The 13,323-nt window shown below is 55.1% G+C and carries 15 protein-coding genes; 9 read left to right on the top strand and 6 right to left on the bottom strand.

From position 1 onward, the window contains the following. The first annotated feature begins 68 nt into the window (after positions 1–68). The gene (locus tag KI809_RS11795) at positions 69–824 is read left to right on the top strand and encodes a rhodanese-like domain-containing protein (RefSeq protein ID WP_214171754.1); all 756 of its coding nucleotides are present in this window, start codon (positions 69–71) and stop codon (positions 822–824) included. An 87-nt stretch (positions 825–911) separates the two neighbouring features. On the opposite strand, the gene KI809_RS11790 is transcribed toward KI809_RS11795, so the two are convergent. Beyond that, positions 912–1,400 (bottom strand): PaaI family thioesterase, encoded by a 489-nt coding sequence (locus tag KI809_RS11790; RefSeq protein WP_214171753.1) that lies wholly within the window; start codon positions 1,398–1,400, stop codon positions 912–914. A 199-nt stretch (positions 1,401–1,599) separates the two neighbouring features. On the opposite strand from KI809_RS11790, the gene KI809_RS11785 reads away from it, so the two are divergent. After that, positions 1,600–2,103 carry a ferritin-like domain-containing protein gene (locus tag KI809_RS11785; protein WP_214171752.1) on the top strand — a complete coding sequence of 168 codons (504 nt, stop codon included), beginning with the start codon at positions 1,600–1,602 and terminating at the stop codon, positions 2,101–2,103. Between the two features lie 12 nt (positions 2,104–2,115). Here KI809_RS11785 and KI809_RS11780 read toward each other — a convergent pair whose 3' ends face one another. Then, positions 2,116–3,249, bottom strand: a complete 1,134-nt coding sequence (locus tag KI809_RS11780) for an AAA family ATPase (RefSeq protein ID WP_214171751.1) — start codon at positions 3,247–3,249, stop codon at positions 2,116–2,118. 179 nt (positions 3,250–3,428) lie between these two features. Continuing rightward, positions 3,429–3,698 carry a c-type cytochrome gene (locus KI809_RS11775; protein ID WP_214171750.1) on the bottom strand — a complete coding sequence of 90 codons (270 nt, stop codon included), beginning with the start codon at positions 3,696–3,698 and terminating at the stop codon, positions 3,429–3,431. A 156-nt stretch (positions 3,699–3,854) separates the two neighbouring features. Between KI809_RS11775 and KI809_RS11770 the strand changes: the two genes are divergently transcribed. After that, positions 3,855–5,357: a B12-binding domain-containing radical SAM protein gene (locus tag KI809_RS11770; protein ID WP_214171858.1), complete on the top strand. Its 1,503-nt coding sequence runs from the start codon at positions 3,855–3,857 to the stop codon at positions 5,355–5,357. Between the two features lie 18 nt (positions 5,358–5,375). Next, entirely contained in the window at positions 5,376–5,897 is a 522-nt protein-coding gene (locus tag KI809_RS20735; protein ID WP_214171749.1) for an FmdE family protein, read from the top strand. Here the strand turns inward: KI809_RS20735 and KI809_RS11760 are convergent. Further along, positions 5,887–6,945: a GMP reductase gene (locus KI809_RS11760; protein WP_214171748.1), complete on the bottom strand. Its 1,059-nt coding sequence runs from the start codon at positions 6,943–6,945 to the stop codon at positions 5,887–5,889. The two genes, KI809_RS20735 and KI809_RS11760, sit on opposite strands and share 11 nt — an antisense overlap. Positions 6,946–6,975: 30 nt before the next feature. Further along, the gene (locus KI809_RS11755; RefSeq protein WP_214171747.1) at positions 6,976–8,889 is read right to left on the bottom strand and encodes a SpoIIE family protein phosphatase; all 1,914 of its coding nucleotides are present in this window, start codon (positions 8,887–8,889) and stop codon (positions 6,976–6,978) included. A 144-nt stretch (positions 8,890–9,033) separates the two neighbouring features. On the opposite strand from KI809_RS11755, the gene KI809_RS11750 reads away from it, so the two are divergent. The 5 genes from KI809_RS11750 (at position 9,034) to KI809_RS11730 (ending at position 12,185) form a co-directional block, all read left to right on the top strand. Then, positions 9,034–9,324, top strand: a complete 291-nt coding sequence (locus KI809_RS11750) for a DUF2288 domain-containing protein (RefSeq protein WP_214171746.1) — start codon at positions 9,034–9,036, stop codon at positions 9,322–9,324. A gap of 87 nt (positions 9,325–9,411) precedes the next feature. Next, positions 9,412–10,071 (top strand): YceH family protein, encoded by a 660-nt coding sequence (locus tag KI809_RS11745; RefSeq protein WP_214171745.1) that lies wholly within the window; start codon positions 9,412–9,414, stop codon positions 10,069–10,071. Positions 10,072–10,074: 3 nt separating this feature from the next. After that, positions 10,075–10,683: an NUDIX hydrolase gene (locus KI809_RS11740; protein ID WP_337833309.1), complete on the top strand. Its 609-nt coding sequence runs from the start codon at positions 10,075–10,077 to the stop codon at positions 10,681–10,683. 1 nt (position 10,684) lies between these two features. Beyond that, on the top strand, positions 10,685–11,446 hold the full coding sequence (locus KI809_RS11735) for an Ig domain-containing protein (RefSeq protein ID WP_214171744.1): 762 nt from the start codon (positions 10,685–10,687) through the stop codon (positions 11,444–11,446). Between the two features lie 13 nt (positions 11,447–11,459). Next, positions 11,460–12,185, top strand: a complete 726-nt coding sequence (locus tag KI809_RS11730) for a DUF1847 domain-containing protein (RefSeq protein ID WP_214171743.1) — start codon at positions 11,460–11,462, stop codon at positions 12,183–12,185. 6 nt (positions 12,186–12,191) lie between these two features. Here KI809_RS11730 and KI809_RS11725 read toward each other — a convergent pair whose 3' ends face one another. Continuing rightward, positions 12,192–13,298: an HD-GYP domain-containing protein gene (locus KI809_RS11725; protein ID WP_214171742.1), complete on the bottom strand. Its 1,107-nt coding sequence runs from the start codon at positions 13,296–13,298 to the stop codon at positions 12,192–12,194. Positions 13,299–13,323: the final 25 nt, after the last annotated feature.

Here is a 13,323-nt window from a genome sequence, read left to right as displayed (position 1 = left end):
TAAATTTTATAAACAGTGAGGCACGAACCTTGGTTGCCGTATTCATTTTTGCAGAAAGGGTAGTGGTTATGAAAAGAACTTTGATGATGGTAATGCTGACCTTGCTGGTAACGGTTGGGTTGGCCTGCGGAGCTGACAAGCAACCGGAACCGTTTACCGTGGTCGGCAGCGAAGAGCTGAAAGCGATGATCGACCGGAAAGAAGCCGGTCTTGAGGTGATTGATGCCCGTACCCCTGAGGAGTATCAGGAGGTGCATATCAAAGGGGCAAAGAACATCCCGTTACCGGAGTTAGAAAAGAACCCGGCAGTGCTCGCATTCCCAAAGGATGCCAAGCTGGTGTTCTACTGCAACGGCTTCAAGTGCGGTAAAAGCCCCAAAGCGGCCCGGCTGGCAGCAACACTCGGCTATCGCAACTTATATGTGTTGAGTGAAGGGATGCCGGCCTGGGAGGAGAAAGGGTTTGCCATCTACGCCGGTCCGGATTACGAAAAGAAGATTGATACCACTCGCATTCAGCCCAAGGAGTTGCAGGCGATGCTGACCTCGGCTCCGGACAAGTTGACGTTGGTGGATGTCCGCGATCAGAAGGAGTTTGCCGAAGGCCATATCCCCGGGGCAGTAAATATTCCGGTAACCAGTTTTGCGGCTCGCTCTGCCGGGCTGGACAAGGAGAAAAAGATCATCGTCTATTGCAACTCCGGTGGTCGTAGCTACAACGCTTATCGCAAGCTGCAGAAGATGGCCTATAAGAACATCGCCCAGACAATTTTCAGCGACTGGGAAGAAGCAGGTCTGCCGGTGGCCAAGGGTACGGCACCGTAATTATTACTTGCCAACGTGAACGGGCAGAGAAGCAAAAACGCGAAAGGCGGCTGATTAGGCCGCCTTTCGTTGTTTCAGCAGGAGTTTTTACTTCCCCGGAATAGTGATGCAGAGGCATTCGGCTTCGGCATAGACCGTTTCGCCCGAGAAGATCCGACCATGGACCATTACCTTCCGCCCTTCGGCAGAGATCACCCGGCTTTCCACAGTGACAACCTTTTGCAGCGGCAGCATGTTGCGGAAACTGACGTTCAGGTTGCCGACCACGATCGGATAGCCTGCTGCCCAGGCAGCCAGGCCCAGCGCTTCGTCCATTACCGCGGCTACCGCGCCGCCGTGGGCGTGCCCCGGAGGGCCTTCGGTTTCCGGGCCGAACCAGATCCTGGCATGGAGATGCTGTTCGGCATCGCGGTAGTAGCGGGCGCGAAAGCGGTTGCCATCAGGTTCTCCGGAGACGAACCTGAGCGATTCGCCGACAAGTGATGGCGCATCGAACGGAATCCAGCCTGGTTCTCCGCCAAGATCGACCGGCGGGCACAGAGAAATGGTTACTCTTTCAGTTTTTGTTTTGGGCACAGAGGCACTCCTTGCAGATTGCTACCGTTGCAACAACGGCTGATTAACCGAAAAATACCAGACTCTGGCCTGAAAGGTAACCCAATATTTGCAGTAGCAGTATGCAAAATCTAAAACATGGTAAAATCAAAATATAGATTAAATAATCCGCAGAGACAAAAAACGGCTTGAACGATTAGCTGAAGACAGGAGGGTGACCATGGGATCTAAGGGACGAGCAATCATCGGAATGGATGTCAATGAGCTGCTGGAGCTTTTGCGCAAGGCATACAGCGACGAATGGCTGGCCTATTATCAGTACTGGCTCGGCGCAAAAGTCGTCAAGGGGCCGATGAAGGACGCGGTTGGCGCCGAGCTGTTGCAGCATGCCACAGAGGAGCTGATGCATGCCGATATGGTTGCGATGCGGATTATCCAGTTGGGCGGCACACCGGTTACCAAGCCGCAGGACTGGTATACCTTTACCAACTGCGGTTACGATGCGCCGGATGATCCTTTTGTCAAGACCCTGCTGGAGCAGAACATCAAGGGTGAGCAGTGCGCTATCGGCGTTTACAACCGGCTGCTCGATCTGACCAGGGAAAAGGACCCGGTAACCTATAACATGGTGCTCACCATTCTCCAGCAGGAGGTCGAGCATGAGGAAGACCTGCAGGCGCTGCTTGAGGATTTTGAGCTGATGATGGGCGCCATCAGGGGGTAGCCCTGCGTTATGTTATGCCGCACAGGGCAATGACGCGGTTGCACCGCTTTCAGCCTTAAGCAGTTTCATGATGGAGGCAAAGTCGATCACCTGTTCCGCCTCACGTTGGATCAGGGATATCTTCTCGTTGTCTTCGGCCGATATCTTTGACACATGGGAGTTGAGCGCGGTAAACACCTCGGCGGTGGTCTGCTCGATCCGGATGAACGGAATGCGGCTGTCCTTGACGATTTTCTCAGTAATGGCCGACAGTGGCGCATGACCGGGAATGACTATTCCGGCGATTTTTTCCCGGTAAGCAGGGATGTTATACAGCGATGAAAGGGTAACCAGCAGTTCATCGCGGGAGCTGGTGGTGATCAGCAGCGACGAATTGCGCAGGCCGTCGATGACCTTTTGCGATGAGGCCGCGCCGAGCTGGATGTTATGAATGATCCTCTGCCCCTGCGATGGGTCCCCCTGGAGCGGGTGCTGCAGCAGTTTGGAAATGCTGTGCAGGGTCGGGTCGGCCAGCACCGGCGAGTAGTCGAAGGCGCCGCTGACTTGGATAGTGCTGCCGCTAAAGGCCTTGGTCAGATAGGCAAGAGATGATTCCCGTTTTTCCGGGACCAGTTTGTTGACGATCAGCATCCGGACATCAACAGCCGCTTTTTCATACAGGGCCAGGTTCAGTTGCACCGAGTCGATCACATTGCCGATCCCGCCGCCTGCCACCATGATCACCGGTCCGCCGATCAGCTTGGCCATTTCGGCATTGTTCAGACCGATAACCGAACCGACGCCGCCATGCCCGGCGCCTTCGACAATGAGCAGATCACAGTTTTCTTCCAAGGTGCGGCAGGCCGTGACGATGGTTTCGGCGGCCCATTCCCGGCAGAGTTCGCCATCCAGGAATTTCTTGGTAGATCCTTTGCCCAGAACCAGGGGGGACATCAGACCGATCTGATCCTCAAGGCCGAAGACCGAAGCCATGAGCGCGGCATCCTTGTCCACCACCACACCGTTGAACTCCTGACACTTTGGGCCGAGCGGTTTTATGTAGCCGACCCTTTTGAAATGCTGTCGCGCCAGGTGGATCAAGGAAAGACTGATTGTGGTCTTGCCGCAGTTCTGACCGGTTGCGGCAATGAAAAGTTTCTTGGCCATTGTTGCTCCTGTAGCAATTTGTGAGTTGCAGCTTGTTTATTATAATTGCCCTGCTAAGGCGCGTCTAATGTGTATACCTGTATACGCGTATACGTTGCACCGGCGGGAACGGTTATCAGGCAATAAAAAACGGGCGGCCCCGAAAGAGTCGCCCGTTGTGTTGCCCTGCAAATGGGTTGCTAGGGTTTGTAGGTTTTGGAGAGGTACTCAACCAGCGCCTTCTTCTCTGCCGCATTGAGTTTGGCGCCTCTGCTCATCATGGTTGTTACGGTTGTCTCCCATTGCGCAAGGCTCTTCTTGGCCCCTTTTACCTTGGCCGAAGGGTGACAGGTTGCACAGCGCTTTTCCAGGAGGTCGGCTCCATTAACTGCCCCTGCCTTCTCAGCGGCAACAGATACTCCGGCAAAGCCTATGCTTGCAACCAATACAGCCAGTAATCCTTTTTTCATAATTTCTCCTTTAGGTTTAATTCGCACTCAAGGCGTTCCGCAGATAATCTTACCAAACAATTGGCTGCTGTCCAGAGCCAGGGGTCGTCGAATACTGGGTCACGGTAGCTGTAAAAGCAATTGCCTGTTGCTGTGATGTGCCGCATAATGCCGGACATGCTTCTGATTTTTCCCCCAGTTGCCAAGCCTTGCGAGCCGCCTGCCGGGATCGCCCGTTTGGCCGGAGCCCTTAAGGCTGCCGGAGATAAATGCCAGCTGCTGGATGCGAACCTCGAATGCCTGCTCTGGCTGATCGGCAATCCTGTGGCTGCCAGCGACACCTGGACCCGGCGTGCCGCCACCAGCCGTGGTCGGCATCTTGAGTCGCTGCGGGATCCGGACTGTTACCGTACGCCGGATCGCTATGGCCGTTCAGTCAGCGATCTGAACCGTCTGCTCAATATGGCTGGCCGGGAAAGCGGGGTAGTTGCCGGGTTTTCCGATTTCCAGGACCGCCGGCTCTCACCCCTGAAAAGTGCTGACCTGATTACGGCTGCGGAACGCTTTTCCGAGAGCCTGTTTTTTCCATGGTTCAGCACCCGGCTTCCCGAGTTTCTGGCAAGGGTTACTGATGTCGGATTTTCCCTGAATTACCTGAGCCAGGCCCTGGCCACTTTTGCCATGATCGGCTTTATCCGGCAGCATTTCCCCAAATTGCGGATCATTGTCGGTGGCGGGCTGGTGACCTCGTGGGCGAGGCGGCCCGGCTGGGTAAACCCTTTTGGCGGTCTTGTGGATGAGATAGTGGCCGGAGCGGGTGAAGCCCCGCTGCTGTCGCTGCTCGGCAGGAATGGTGACGGGCCAGGCTGCTCATTGCCTGATTATTCCGGGCTCCCTCTGGAGCAATATCTAGCTCCGGGGCTTATTCTGCCTTATAGTGCCTCCAGTGGCTGTTACTGGAACCGCTGTTCGTTCTGCCCGGAACTCGCGGAAGGTAACAGCTATCACCCGGTGCCGCCGAGACAGGCAGTTGCCGAGATGAAAAGACTGTCGCTGGAATATCGTCCGGTGCTGCTGCACATTCTGGATAACGCCATCAGCCCGGCGCTGCTTGATCTTTTTCAGGAGACGTCGCCTGGTGCTCCGTGGTACGGTTTTGCCCGCTTCAACAAGGAGCTGGCCGATCCCGCTTACTGCCGCGGACTGAAAAATTCGGGATGCGTCATGCTCAAGTTGGGGCTGGAGTCAGGGGACCAGGGGGTGCTGGACCGTCTGCATAAAGGGATCGAGCTTGGAATGGCTTCTACGATCCTGCAGAATCTAAAAGCAGCCGGGATTGGCGTCTATCTCTACCTGCTGTTCGGCACCCCGGCGGAAACGGAAACAGATGCCCGGCAGACCCTGGATTTTGTCCGGCAGCATCACGAGTCTATCGGCTTTCTTAATCTGGCTCTGTTCAATATGCCGCTTTGCAGCAGCGATGCGGCAGCATGTGCCACCGAGCCGTTCTATGATGGCGACCTGTCGCTGTACACCGGGTTTCATCACCCCCAGGGGTGGGACCGCCGACAAGTGCGGGGGTTTGTGGAGCGTGAATTCAAGCGGGACCCTTTGGTGGCGGCAATTCTGCGGCGCGATCCGCCGCTTTTTACTTCCAACCATGCCCCATTTTTTCGTTAATTTAACAGGAGGCCTATTGTGAATTATTCGGATATTGTTGCCTTTCACGGCCATCAATGCCCTGGTCTGGCCATCGGCTACCGGCTGGCCTTGGCAGCCATGGCGGCGTTAAAGGTCAGCAGGGCAGGGGACGAGGAGCTGGTGGCGATCGTCGAGAACGATGCCTGTGGGGTCGATGCCTTGCAATATGTTACCGGCTGCACCTTTGGCAAGGGTAATCTGATTTTTCGCGATTACGGCAAGCAGGTGTACACGGTCTATTCACGGAAAAGCGGCACAGGGGTAAGGGTTGTGTACCGCGATGACGGGGTGCCGCCTGAATTCCGGGACGACAGGCAAAAGCGGGAAGCGTTCATCCGTAATGCGCCGCAGGAAGCCATTATTACCCTGCGCCATGTTGAAATAGACGAACCCGAGACAGCCAGGAAGCGGAAGTCTTTTAATTGCGCGGTTTGTGGCGAGCCAGTGATGGAGACCCGGCTGCGCGAAACAAGCAATGGCCCAGCCTGCATCCCCTGTGCGGAGCAACTCAGGGGATGATGTCTGTCGGGGTGGGGAAAATTCGGTTTTCCTGCTCCAGCACACGGATGAAGGTAGTCCGTTTGGTCAACTCCTTGAGGGCGCTGGCTCCGACATAGGTGCAGGCGGAACGGACCCCGCCGAGGATATCCTTGACCGTCTCCTCGATTGGTCCGCGGTAGGGGACTTCAACGGTTTTACCCTCTGAGGCCCTGTAGGTTGGGACGCCGCCGCTGTGCCTGGACATGGCCGTTGCCGAGCTCATGCCGTAAAAGACCTTGAAGCTGTTACCGCCTCGTTCCACCAGTTCCCCGCCACATTCATCGTGACCGGCCAGCATTCCGCCGAGCATGACAAAATCGGCGCCGCCGCCGAACGCCTTGGCCACGTCGCCCGGACAGGTGCAGCCCCCATCGGAGATTATTCTGCCGCCCAGGCCGTGAGCGGCGTCGGCGCATTCAATGACTGCCGAGAGCTGGGGATAACCCACCCCTGCCTTGAGCCTTGTGGTGCAGACCGAGCCGGGGCCGATCCCTACCTTGACGATATCGGCTCCGGAAAGCAGCAGTTCTTCAACCATCTCGCCGGTCACCACATTGCCGGCGACAATGGTCTTGTCCTGAAACGCCGCCCGGACCTTGCCGACAAAATCCACGAAAATCTCTGCATAGCCGTTTGCCACATCAATGCAGATGAATTCAAGTTCCTGGTGGCTCCCCATGATGCTGCTCAGTTTGGCAAAATCTTCGCCGGAGGTGCCGGTGGTGACCATGATGCTGGAGCAAATCGCCGGATCACAGTTTCTCAGAAAATCATCCCACTCTGCCGGAGAGTAATGCTTGTGAACGGCCGTCAACAAACCATGGCGTGCCAGCACCCTTGCCACTTCAAAGGTACCAATGGTGTCCATGTTGGAAGCAATGACCGGGATGCCGGACCACTGCTTTCTGCTGTGCAGAAAAGTGTACCCCCGTTCCAGTTCAACCTGGGAACGGCTCTTGAGGTTCGACCGTTTCGGACGAATCAGCACATCCTTAAACCCCAGCTTTATATCGGTTTCAACTCGCACAGGGACCTTCTTTCTTTGCAACGTGCTGTGTTAGGTGAACTTGACAACGACCATGGAGACATCGTCCTGGAAGGCGCTTGTCAGGGTAAACAGGGAGAGTTCTCTGAAGAGTGCTTCAATGATCATTGCCGGCTCTTCGGATGATTTGTCGCTGATGAGTTTCTTGAGACGGTCCAATCCGAAGAGTTCGCCGCTCGGATTGCATGCCTCGATGATGCCATCGGTAAAGAGAACTAGCAGGTCTCCCTCGCGGATAGATACCTGTCGTTCTTCGTAATGGAAGTCGATTTTGACTCCCAGCATCAGCCCTTCGGCATCCAGTTCCTGAAATGAGCGGGTTTCACGATTATACATGAGCGGCGGGTTGTGGCCGGCGTCAGCATAACTTAAGAGATTGCTCTGCGAGTCATAGCGAGCATAGAAAATCGTTACAAAGAGTTCCGCCCTGGATAGATCGTCATAGAGCAGCCGCCCCAGGCTTTGGAGGATTTCCGCGACTGAAATGTCGGTCGTGTACAGCGAATGCAACAACCCTCTCGCTTCTGCCATGATCAATGCCGAGCCGATGCTGTGACCGGTAACATCGGCGATAACGAGGTCGATCCCTTGCGAACCACGCTGGAAGTAGTCGTAATAGTCACCACCGACATGTGAAGCTGCTACAAGATTGCCGGCAATGGTTACCCCCGGTATGGCCGGCGGATGCTCGGGAAGCAGGGAAAGCTGGATTTTTTTGCCGACCTCCATCTCCATCATCATCTGGGCATTATCCAGCAGTGCTTTTTCCGCAAGTTTTCTCTGGGTGATGTCCTGCTTGATGGCGATGTAGTGACTGATTTCGCCAGTGCCGCTTCGCACCGGGGTGATGGTCTGCTCTTCGTTATAGAGCGACCCGTCCTTACGGCGATTGATCATCTCGCCATGCCACACCTTGCCTTCGGAGATATCTTGCCACAGTCCGGCATAGAAATCCGGGCCATGGTTTCCGGATTTCAGCAAGTTCAGCGATTGACCGATAATCTCATTTAGCGGATAACCGGTAAGGGCCTCGAATGCCTGGTTGGTCCATAATACCCGGCCTTGGACATCGGTTATGACAATGGCGTTGGCAGCGGCATTCAGCGCCGTGCTCTGCAGCAGCAGCTCTTCTTCGGCCTTCTTGCGCTCGGTGATGTCGCTGACCAGGCCATCGTAGGCCACCAGATTGCCGGCAGTATTGTACCTGGGCACTACGGTGTTCATGACCCAGCGGATGGTACCGTCCTTGCGGGTGATCCGGTGCTCGATCGGACCAATTTCCTCTCTTGCGGCAATTTTTCTGGAAAGCTCCTGTACCAGGGGCCGATCTTCGTCAATGATCATTTCGTACCAGAGAGACGGATTCTCCGCATACTCATCAGAGGTGTAGCCGGTCACGGCCAGGCAGCCCGGTCCGTGAGAGGTTGAAGCTACTGAGCCGTTTGCCACCTTGACATGGTAGATGTAGTCGGTGACCGCATTGACCAGGCGTTTATAGCGCTGTTCGCTCTTGATCAACTCCGCTTCCGCAAGCTTCTTGCCCCTGCGGGTGGCCGCTTCCTGGATCTCGCGTTCAATCGCCGGGATCAGCCGGGAGATCGAACCTTTGATCAGGTAGTCATTGGCCCCCATTTTCATCGCTTCAACAGCGGTGTCTTCGCCGATTCGGCCGGAAATTATGATAAACGGCAGGTCAAGGTCGCGTTCCCGCAGCACCTTAAGGGCAGTAAGGCCGTTGAATACCGGGAGCACATAATCAGAAATCACCAGGTCCCACTGCTGGGTCTCCAGGGCAGAGATCATGTCTTCCTCGGTCTCTACCCGGATGTATGTCGGGTCATACCCCCCCTTGCGGAGCGCATGCAGGAGGAGAATGGTATCTTCTTCTGAATCCTCGACAATAAGGATGCGGATGTGATGGTTCATGACAGTGCCAGTCGCAAGAAATAGATTTTGTATCATTGTAATAGCCATTTTCAAAAGATCAAAGCGATCGATGCAATTTTAGGAATGTTTAGTTATAATGGCCGTCTCTAAGACTCACAGAAGCAATCAGTGGAGGGAATTGACGTGGATGATGCACAGGATAAGCATGCTTTAGAGATTGAAACGGCACAGTGGCAATGGCTGAAACCGCACCATGAACGAGAGGCTCTGTTCGCTGTTTCGCGTGACCTTGATCTGGCAGAAGTCGGCGAACGGATTGCTGCAGATGATGCGGCGATCGTCGAGCGATGGCTGGCTTCACGGCTTCTGGGCCGCCCTACTGACGGGCAGGTAGCTGCTTGGGACCAAGACCCTGCAAGCAGTTTCTCAATGCTGATTGTGTCACCGTTTGTTCTTATTCAAGAGCATGAGTGACATCCTTGCTCTGAAAAGTCATGCATAGCGGCACGCATGCTGTTATACTGCAAAAACTCGACTGTTTAGTGATGAAAGGATCTAATCATGGACACAACCCTCGACGATATCGAAGTCCGTGTACTCGGCTGCCTGATAGAAAAGGAGTTGACCACGCCCGAGTATTATCCACTTTCGCTTAATGCCTTGACCAACGCCTGTAACCAGAAATCAAACCGTGATCCGGTCATGGCGCTTCAGGAAACGGATGTCGTCAAGGCCCTAGATTCACTCAGGTTCAAAAGGTTTGCCCGTGTTGCCGGTGATTCCGGCCGGGTATCCAAGTACCGGCACTCGCTGGCAGAAAGCCTGCGGTTGGCCCCTCCGGCACTTGCAGTCATTGCCGAGCTTTTGCTGCGCGGCCCTCAGACCGTTGGCGAACTGCGCACCAGGGGGGAGAGAATGGCCCCTTTCCCTGATCTGGCAGCGGTGGAGGAGGTGCTGCAGGAGCTTTCGGATATTAATCCGCCGCTGGTATTGAAACTGGCGCGCCAGCCGGGGAGGAAAGAGGCCAGGTATGCCCACTTTTTTTCCGGTATGCCGGCTGTCTCGGAAGAAGATTCTCAGTCGCCACCTGAACCGGCTCGTTTGAAAGTAATGGCTGAGGAGGAGCGTTTCGCCCGGCTTGAAGAAGAGGTCCGCGCGCTGCGCAGCGAAGTGGAAGAGCTGCGCACTGCCGTAAAAGAGTTCAGGGCGCAGTTCGAGTAGCCGGTGCCTTTAAAAACTATGGTAACAATTGCCCAGATTCGCGACCGGCTGGCCGCATTGGATATTCAGGAGCAGGTTGTCGACCATCTCGCTCCCACTGCTGTTGCCATGATCTTGAGAATGGAGCCGGCGGGGCCTGCAGTTTTCTTTATCGAGAGGGCCATTGATGACCGCGACCCCTGGTCAGGCAACATCGGCTTCCCCGGTGGCCGAGTGGGACCCGGCGATCGCGACCTGAGCCATACCGCAGAGCGGGAAACCATGGAAGAGGTCGGCATCGCACTTGCTGGTGCCGAGCGGCTGGGCCGCCTGCCGGATATCGTGGGTGCCCATCTTCCGGTGAGAGTCGCCTGCTTTGTCTATTTTCTCGCTAGCGTCGGGCCGGTTACCCTGAACGCCGAGGTCAATGACGCCTTTTGGGTCCCTCTTGCCGTGCTGGCCGATCCTGCCCGGCAGTTGACGGCACAGGTCGACTTTGCCGGGGATGTCATTGCTGCGCCGGCTATTTGCTTACCCTTGGCTGGCAAGGCGGTGTTGTGGGGCATAACCTATCGTTTGGTAAATCAGTTTCTGGATATAGTGCTGGCGGATCAGGTTCGGGAGGAGCAATAAAATGAGTAAAGTAACAGTTGCGGTAGCGTTGAGTGTGATAATGCTCATGACATCTGTGGGTGCAAAGTTAGTTCAGGCGGCATCGCAGCCTTGCCCACCATTGACCATGATTTCCCGGGCACTGCCTGCTGCAAGTGATGGCAAAGCCTACAGAGAGTCGCTGCAGCTGTTTGGCGGGGCTTTGCCGGTGTCGCTCATGGTGACCTCCGGGATGCTCCCCCCAGGGATCAAGATGTCTTCCGCCGGAGAGTTTTCCGGGGTTCCCACTGCTGCGGGGGGATATGAGTTTACCGTTGTCGCCGTGGATAGCTGCAAGCCGCTGGGCCAGAGCGTGTCAGCGGTGATCTCGATCTTTGTCAATAAAAAGGGTGAGTCCTTAGCCGGCCCGGAAGCTTCGGTCGTGCGCAAGGCACCGCTGAAGGTTGTCACTGAGACTTTGCCAAGCAAGGTAAAGATTACAGCGAGCCCAGATACCAAGGCAGTTATCCGTTACAAACTGACGTCACAACCGCTTGAGACCGCTACCTTGGAGTCGCCGGGCGTCTCTTTCGTGGTGAACGGTTCGGTGGCCGAAACCATAGTTTCGCCCTTGACGGCTGTCCTGGTCAACGGTGCTGGAGAGGTGGAAGAGACGGTTAAAATCTCGCAAAAGGCATTGGACCTGGCAGCCAGGGAAAAAGTGACAAAAATAACCTTCAGCCGGGCATTTATCGGGCGCAAGACCACAACGCTCGGTGTGGTGGAATTCCTTATCGGCCAGTGATGGGAGCGGCACTATGAAACATGGAGAAGACGCGCAGCCGTCTTGCGCAAAATGCAGTGCGGTTTGGCAGAAGAGCGGTACCACGAACTGCTGGAGCAACGACCCGGCAACGGCGCCGCCTCGGCCGGGTAACTGCCCGTCAGTGGCAAGCGAAGAGGTCATCAAGGAGGCATTCGCCCGCTATACCGATGATAGCGAGGATGCCAGGCTCGCCTATGTGGCAGCTCAGGTTGAGGGGCTCTGCTATCAGCCCGTTCCGGGGAGCGACGCTGTCAATGCCCGCTGGACAAGGGTGGAAGATACTATTGCTCTTGCCAAGCTGATGGGGTGGAAGAAGATCGGTATTGCGACCTGTATTGGGTTGTTGTATGAGACCGAGCAGCTTACAGCGATCCTGACAGCCCAGGGATTGGAGCCGCTTTCGGTGTGCTGCAAGGCCGGCAGCATCGACAAGCTGGAGTTGGGACTCAAGGAAGAGAACAAGGTGCGCCCCGGATCTTTTGAACCGGCATGCAACCCCATTGCCCAGGCGGAGCTATGTAACCGGGCCGGCACCGACATGAACCTCATCGTCGGCCTCTGCGTGGGCCATGATATGCTCTTCGCCAAATATTCAAAGGCGCCGGTTTCAACCCTGGTTTGCAAAGACCGGGTCACCGGCCACAATCCGGCAGCAGTGCTCTATGGGCAGAATTTTTACTATAAAAGATTGCAAAAGCAGCCGGTCAAGGTTGATTGAACCGTTCTAGGTAAGTTGTACTATTTCCTCCAGGGGCGCTTGCTCGCTGGGGGTATCCTTTAATGCCTCCTTGATGCTGACAAATAGATCGATGTTGGTCAGGAAGATGTCTAGCAGGGTTGGGTCGAAGAATTCACCCTTGCCGTCAGCCATGATCGCAATTGATTCATCTATGGTAAATGCCTTCTTGTATGGTCTTTCCGATGTCAGGGCGTCAAAGATATCAACAATCATGACGATCCTGGCAAAAACGTGGATCTCCTCTCCTTTAATCCCATTTGGGTAGCCGCTGCCATCCCATTTTTCATGGTGTTGCAGAGCAACTATCCTGCCCGCCTCGAGCAGTGGGTATTTCCCGGCCTCGGACATGATCTTCCCTCCGATAACCGTGTGCAATTTCATTATCTGAAACTCGGTTTCGTCCAATTTGCCCGGTTTGAGCAGAATGCGGTCTGGAATGCCGATCTTGCCGACATCATGCAGAGGGGAGGCAAAGCGGAGCAGTTCGCACTCAGCTTCAGGTAATCCTAAGAGTGAGGCCAACTGAAAGGATAATTCGCTTATTCGCCGCGTATGCATCCCGGTTTCCAGGTCTCGGAACTCGGCAGCTTTGCCGAGGCGAATCGATATCTCGTATTCGGCTTCTTGGGAGAGGGTGAGTGCCTTCCGCAGGTCGGCAGTCTTTTTCACCACCTCTCGTTCGAGCACAGCGTTCAAATCCTTCTGCATGTCCGCCAGTTTTTTACTCCGGACATGGTTCATGACCCGGAGTTTGAGCTCCTCCTTGTCATACGGTTTGGCAAGAAAATCGTTTGCCCCGAGAGAGAGCGTCTTTAATACGTCACTTTTGTTGGCGGTAATGACGATGACAGGGATTTCTCGGTAGCTGTCATTGCGTTTGAGCAGCGATAATGTCGCAAAGCCATCAAGTACCGGCATTTCCAGGTCCAGCAGGATAATGTCGATATCAGAAGTAGCGGCAAGAATGTCGAGAGCTGCCTGACCATTGCTAGCCTTTATGAACTCTGAAAAGTGACCGGAGAGCATAACTTCAAGTATCTCAAGGTTCATTTCGACATCGTCAACGGCTAGAATCTTCACATCAGTAATCATGGCTGCTCCCGATGAAAGGAATCCG

This window comes from Geoanaerobacter pelophilus, from assembly GCF_018476885.1.
GTDB classification, from domain to species: domain Bacteria; phylum Desulfobacterota; class Desulfuromonadia; order Geobacterales; family DSM-12255; genus Geoanaerobacter; species Geoanaerobacter pelophilus.
The sequence above is the reverse complement of the archived record's forward strand: the minus strand, read 5'-3'. Positions and strand labels throughout refer to the sequence as shown.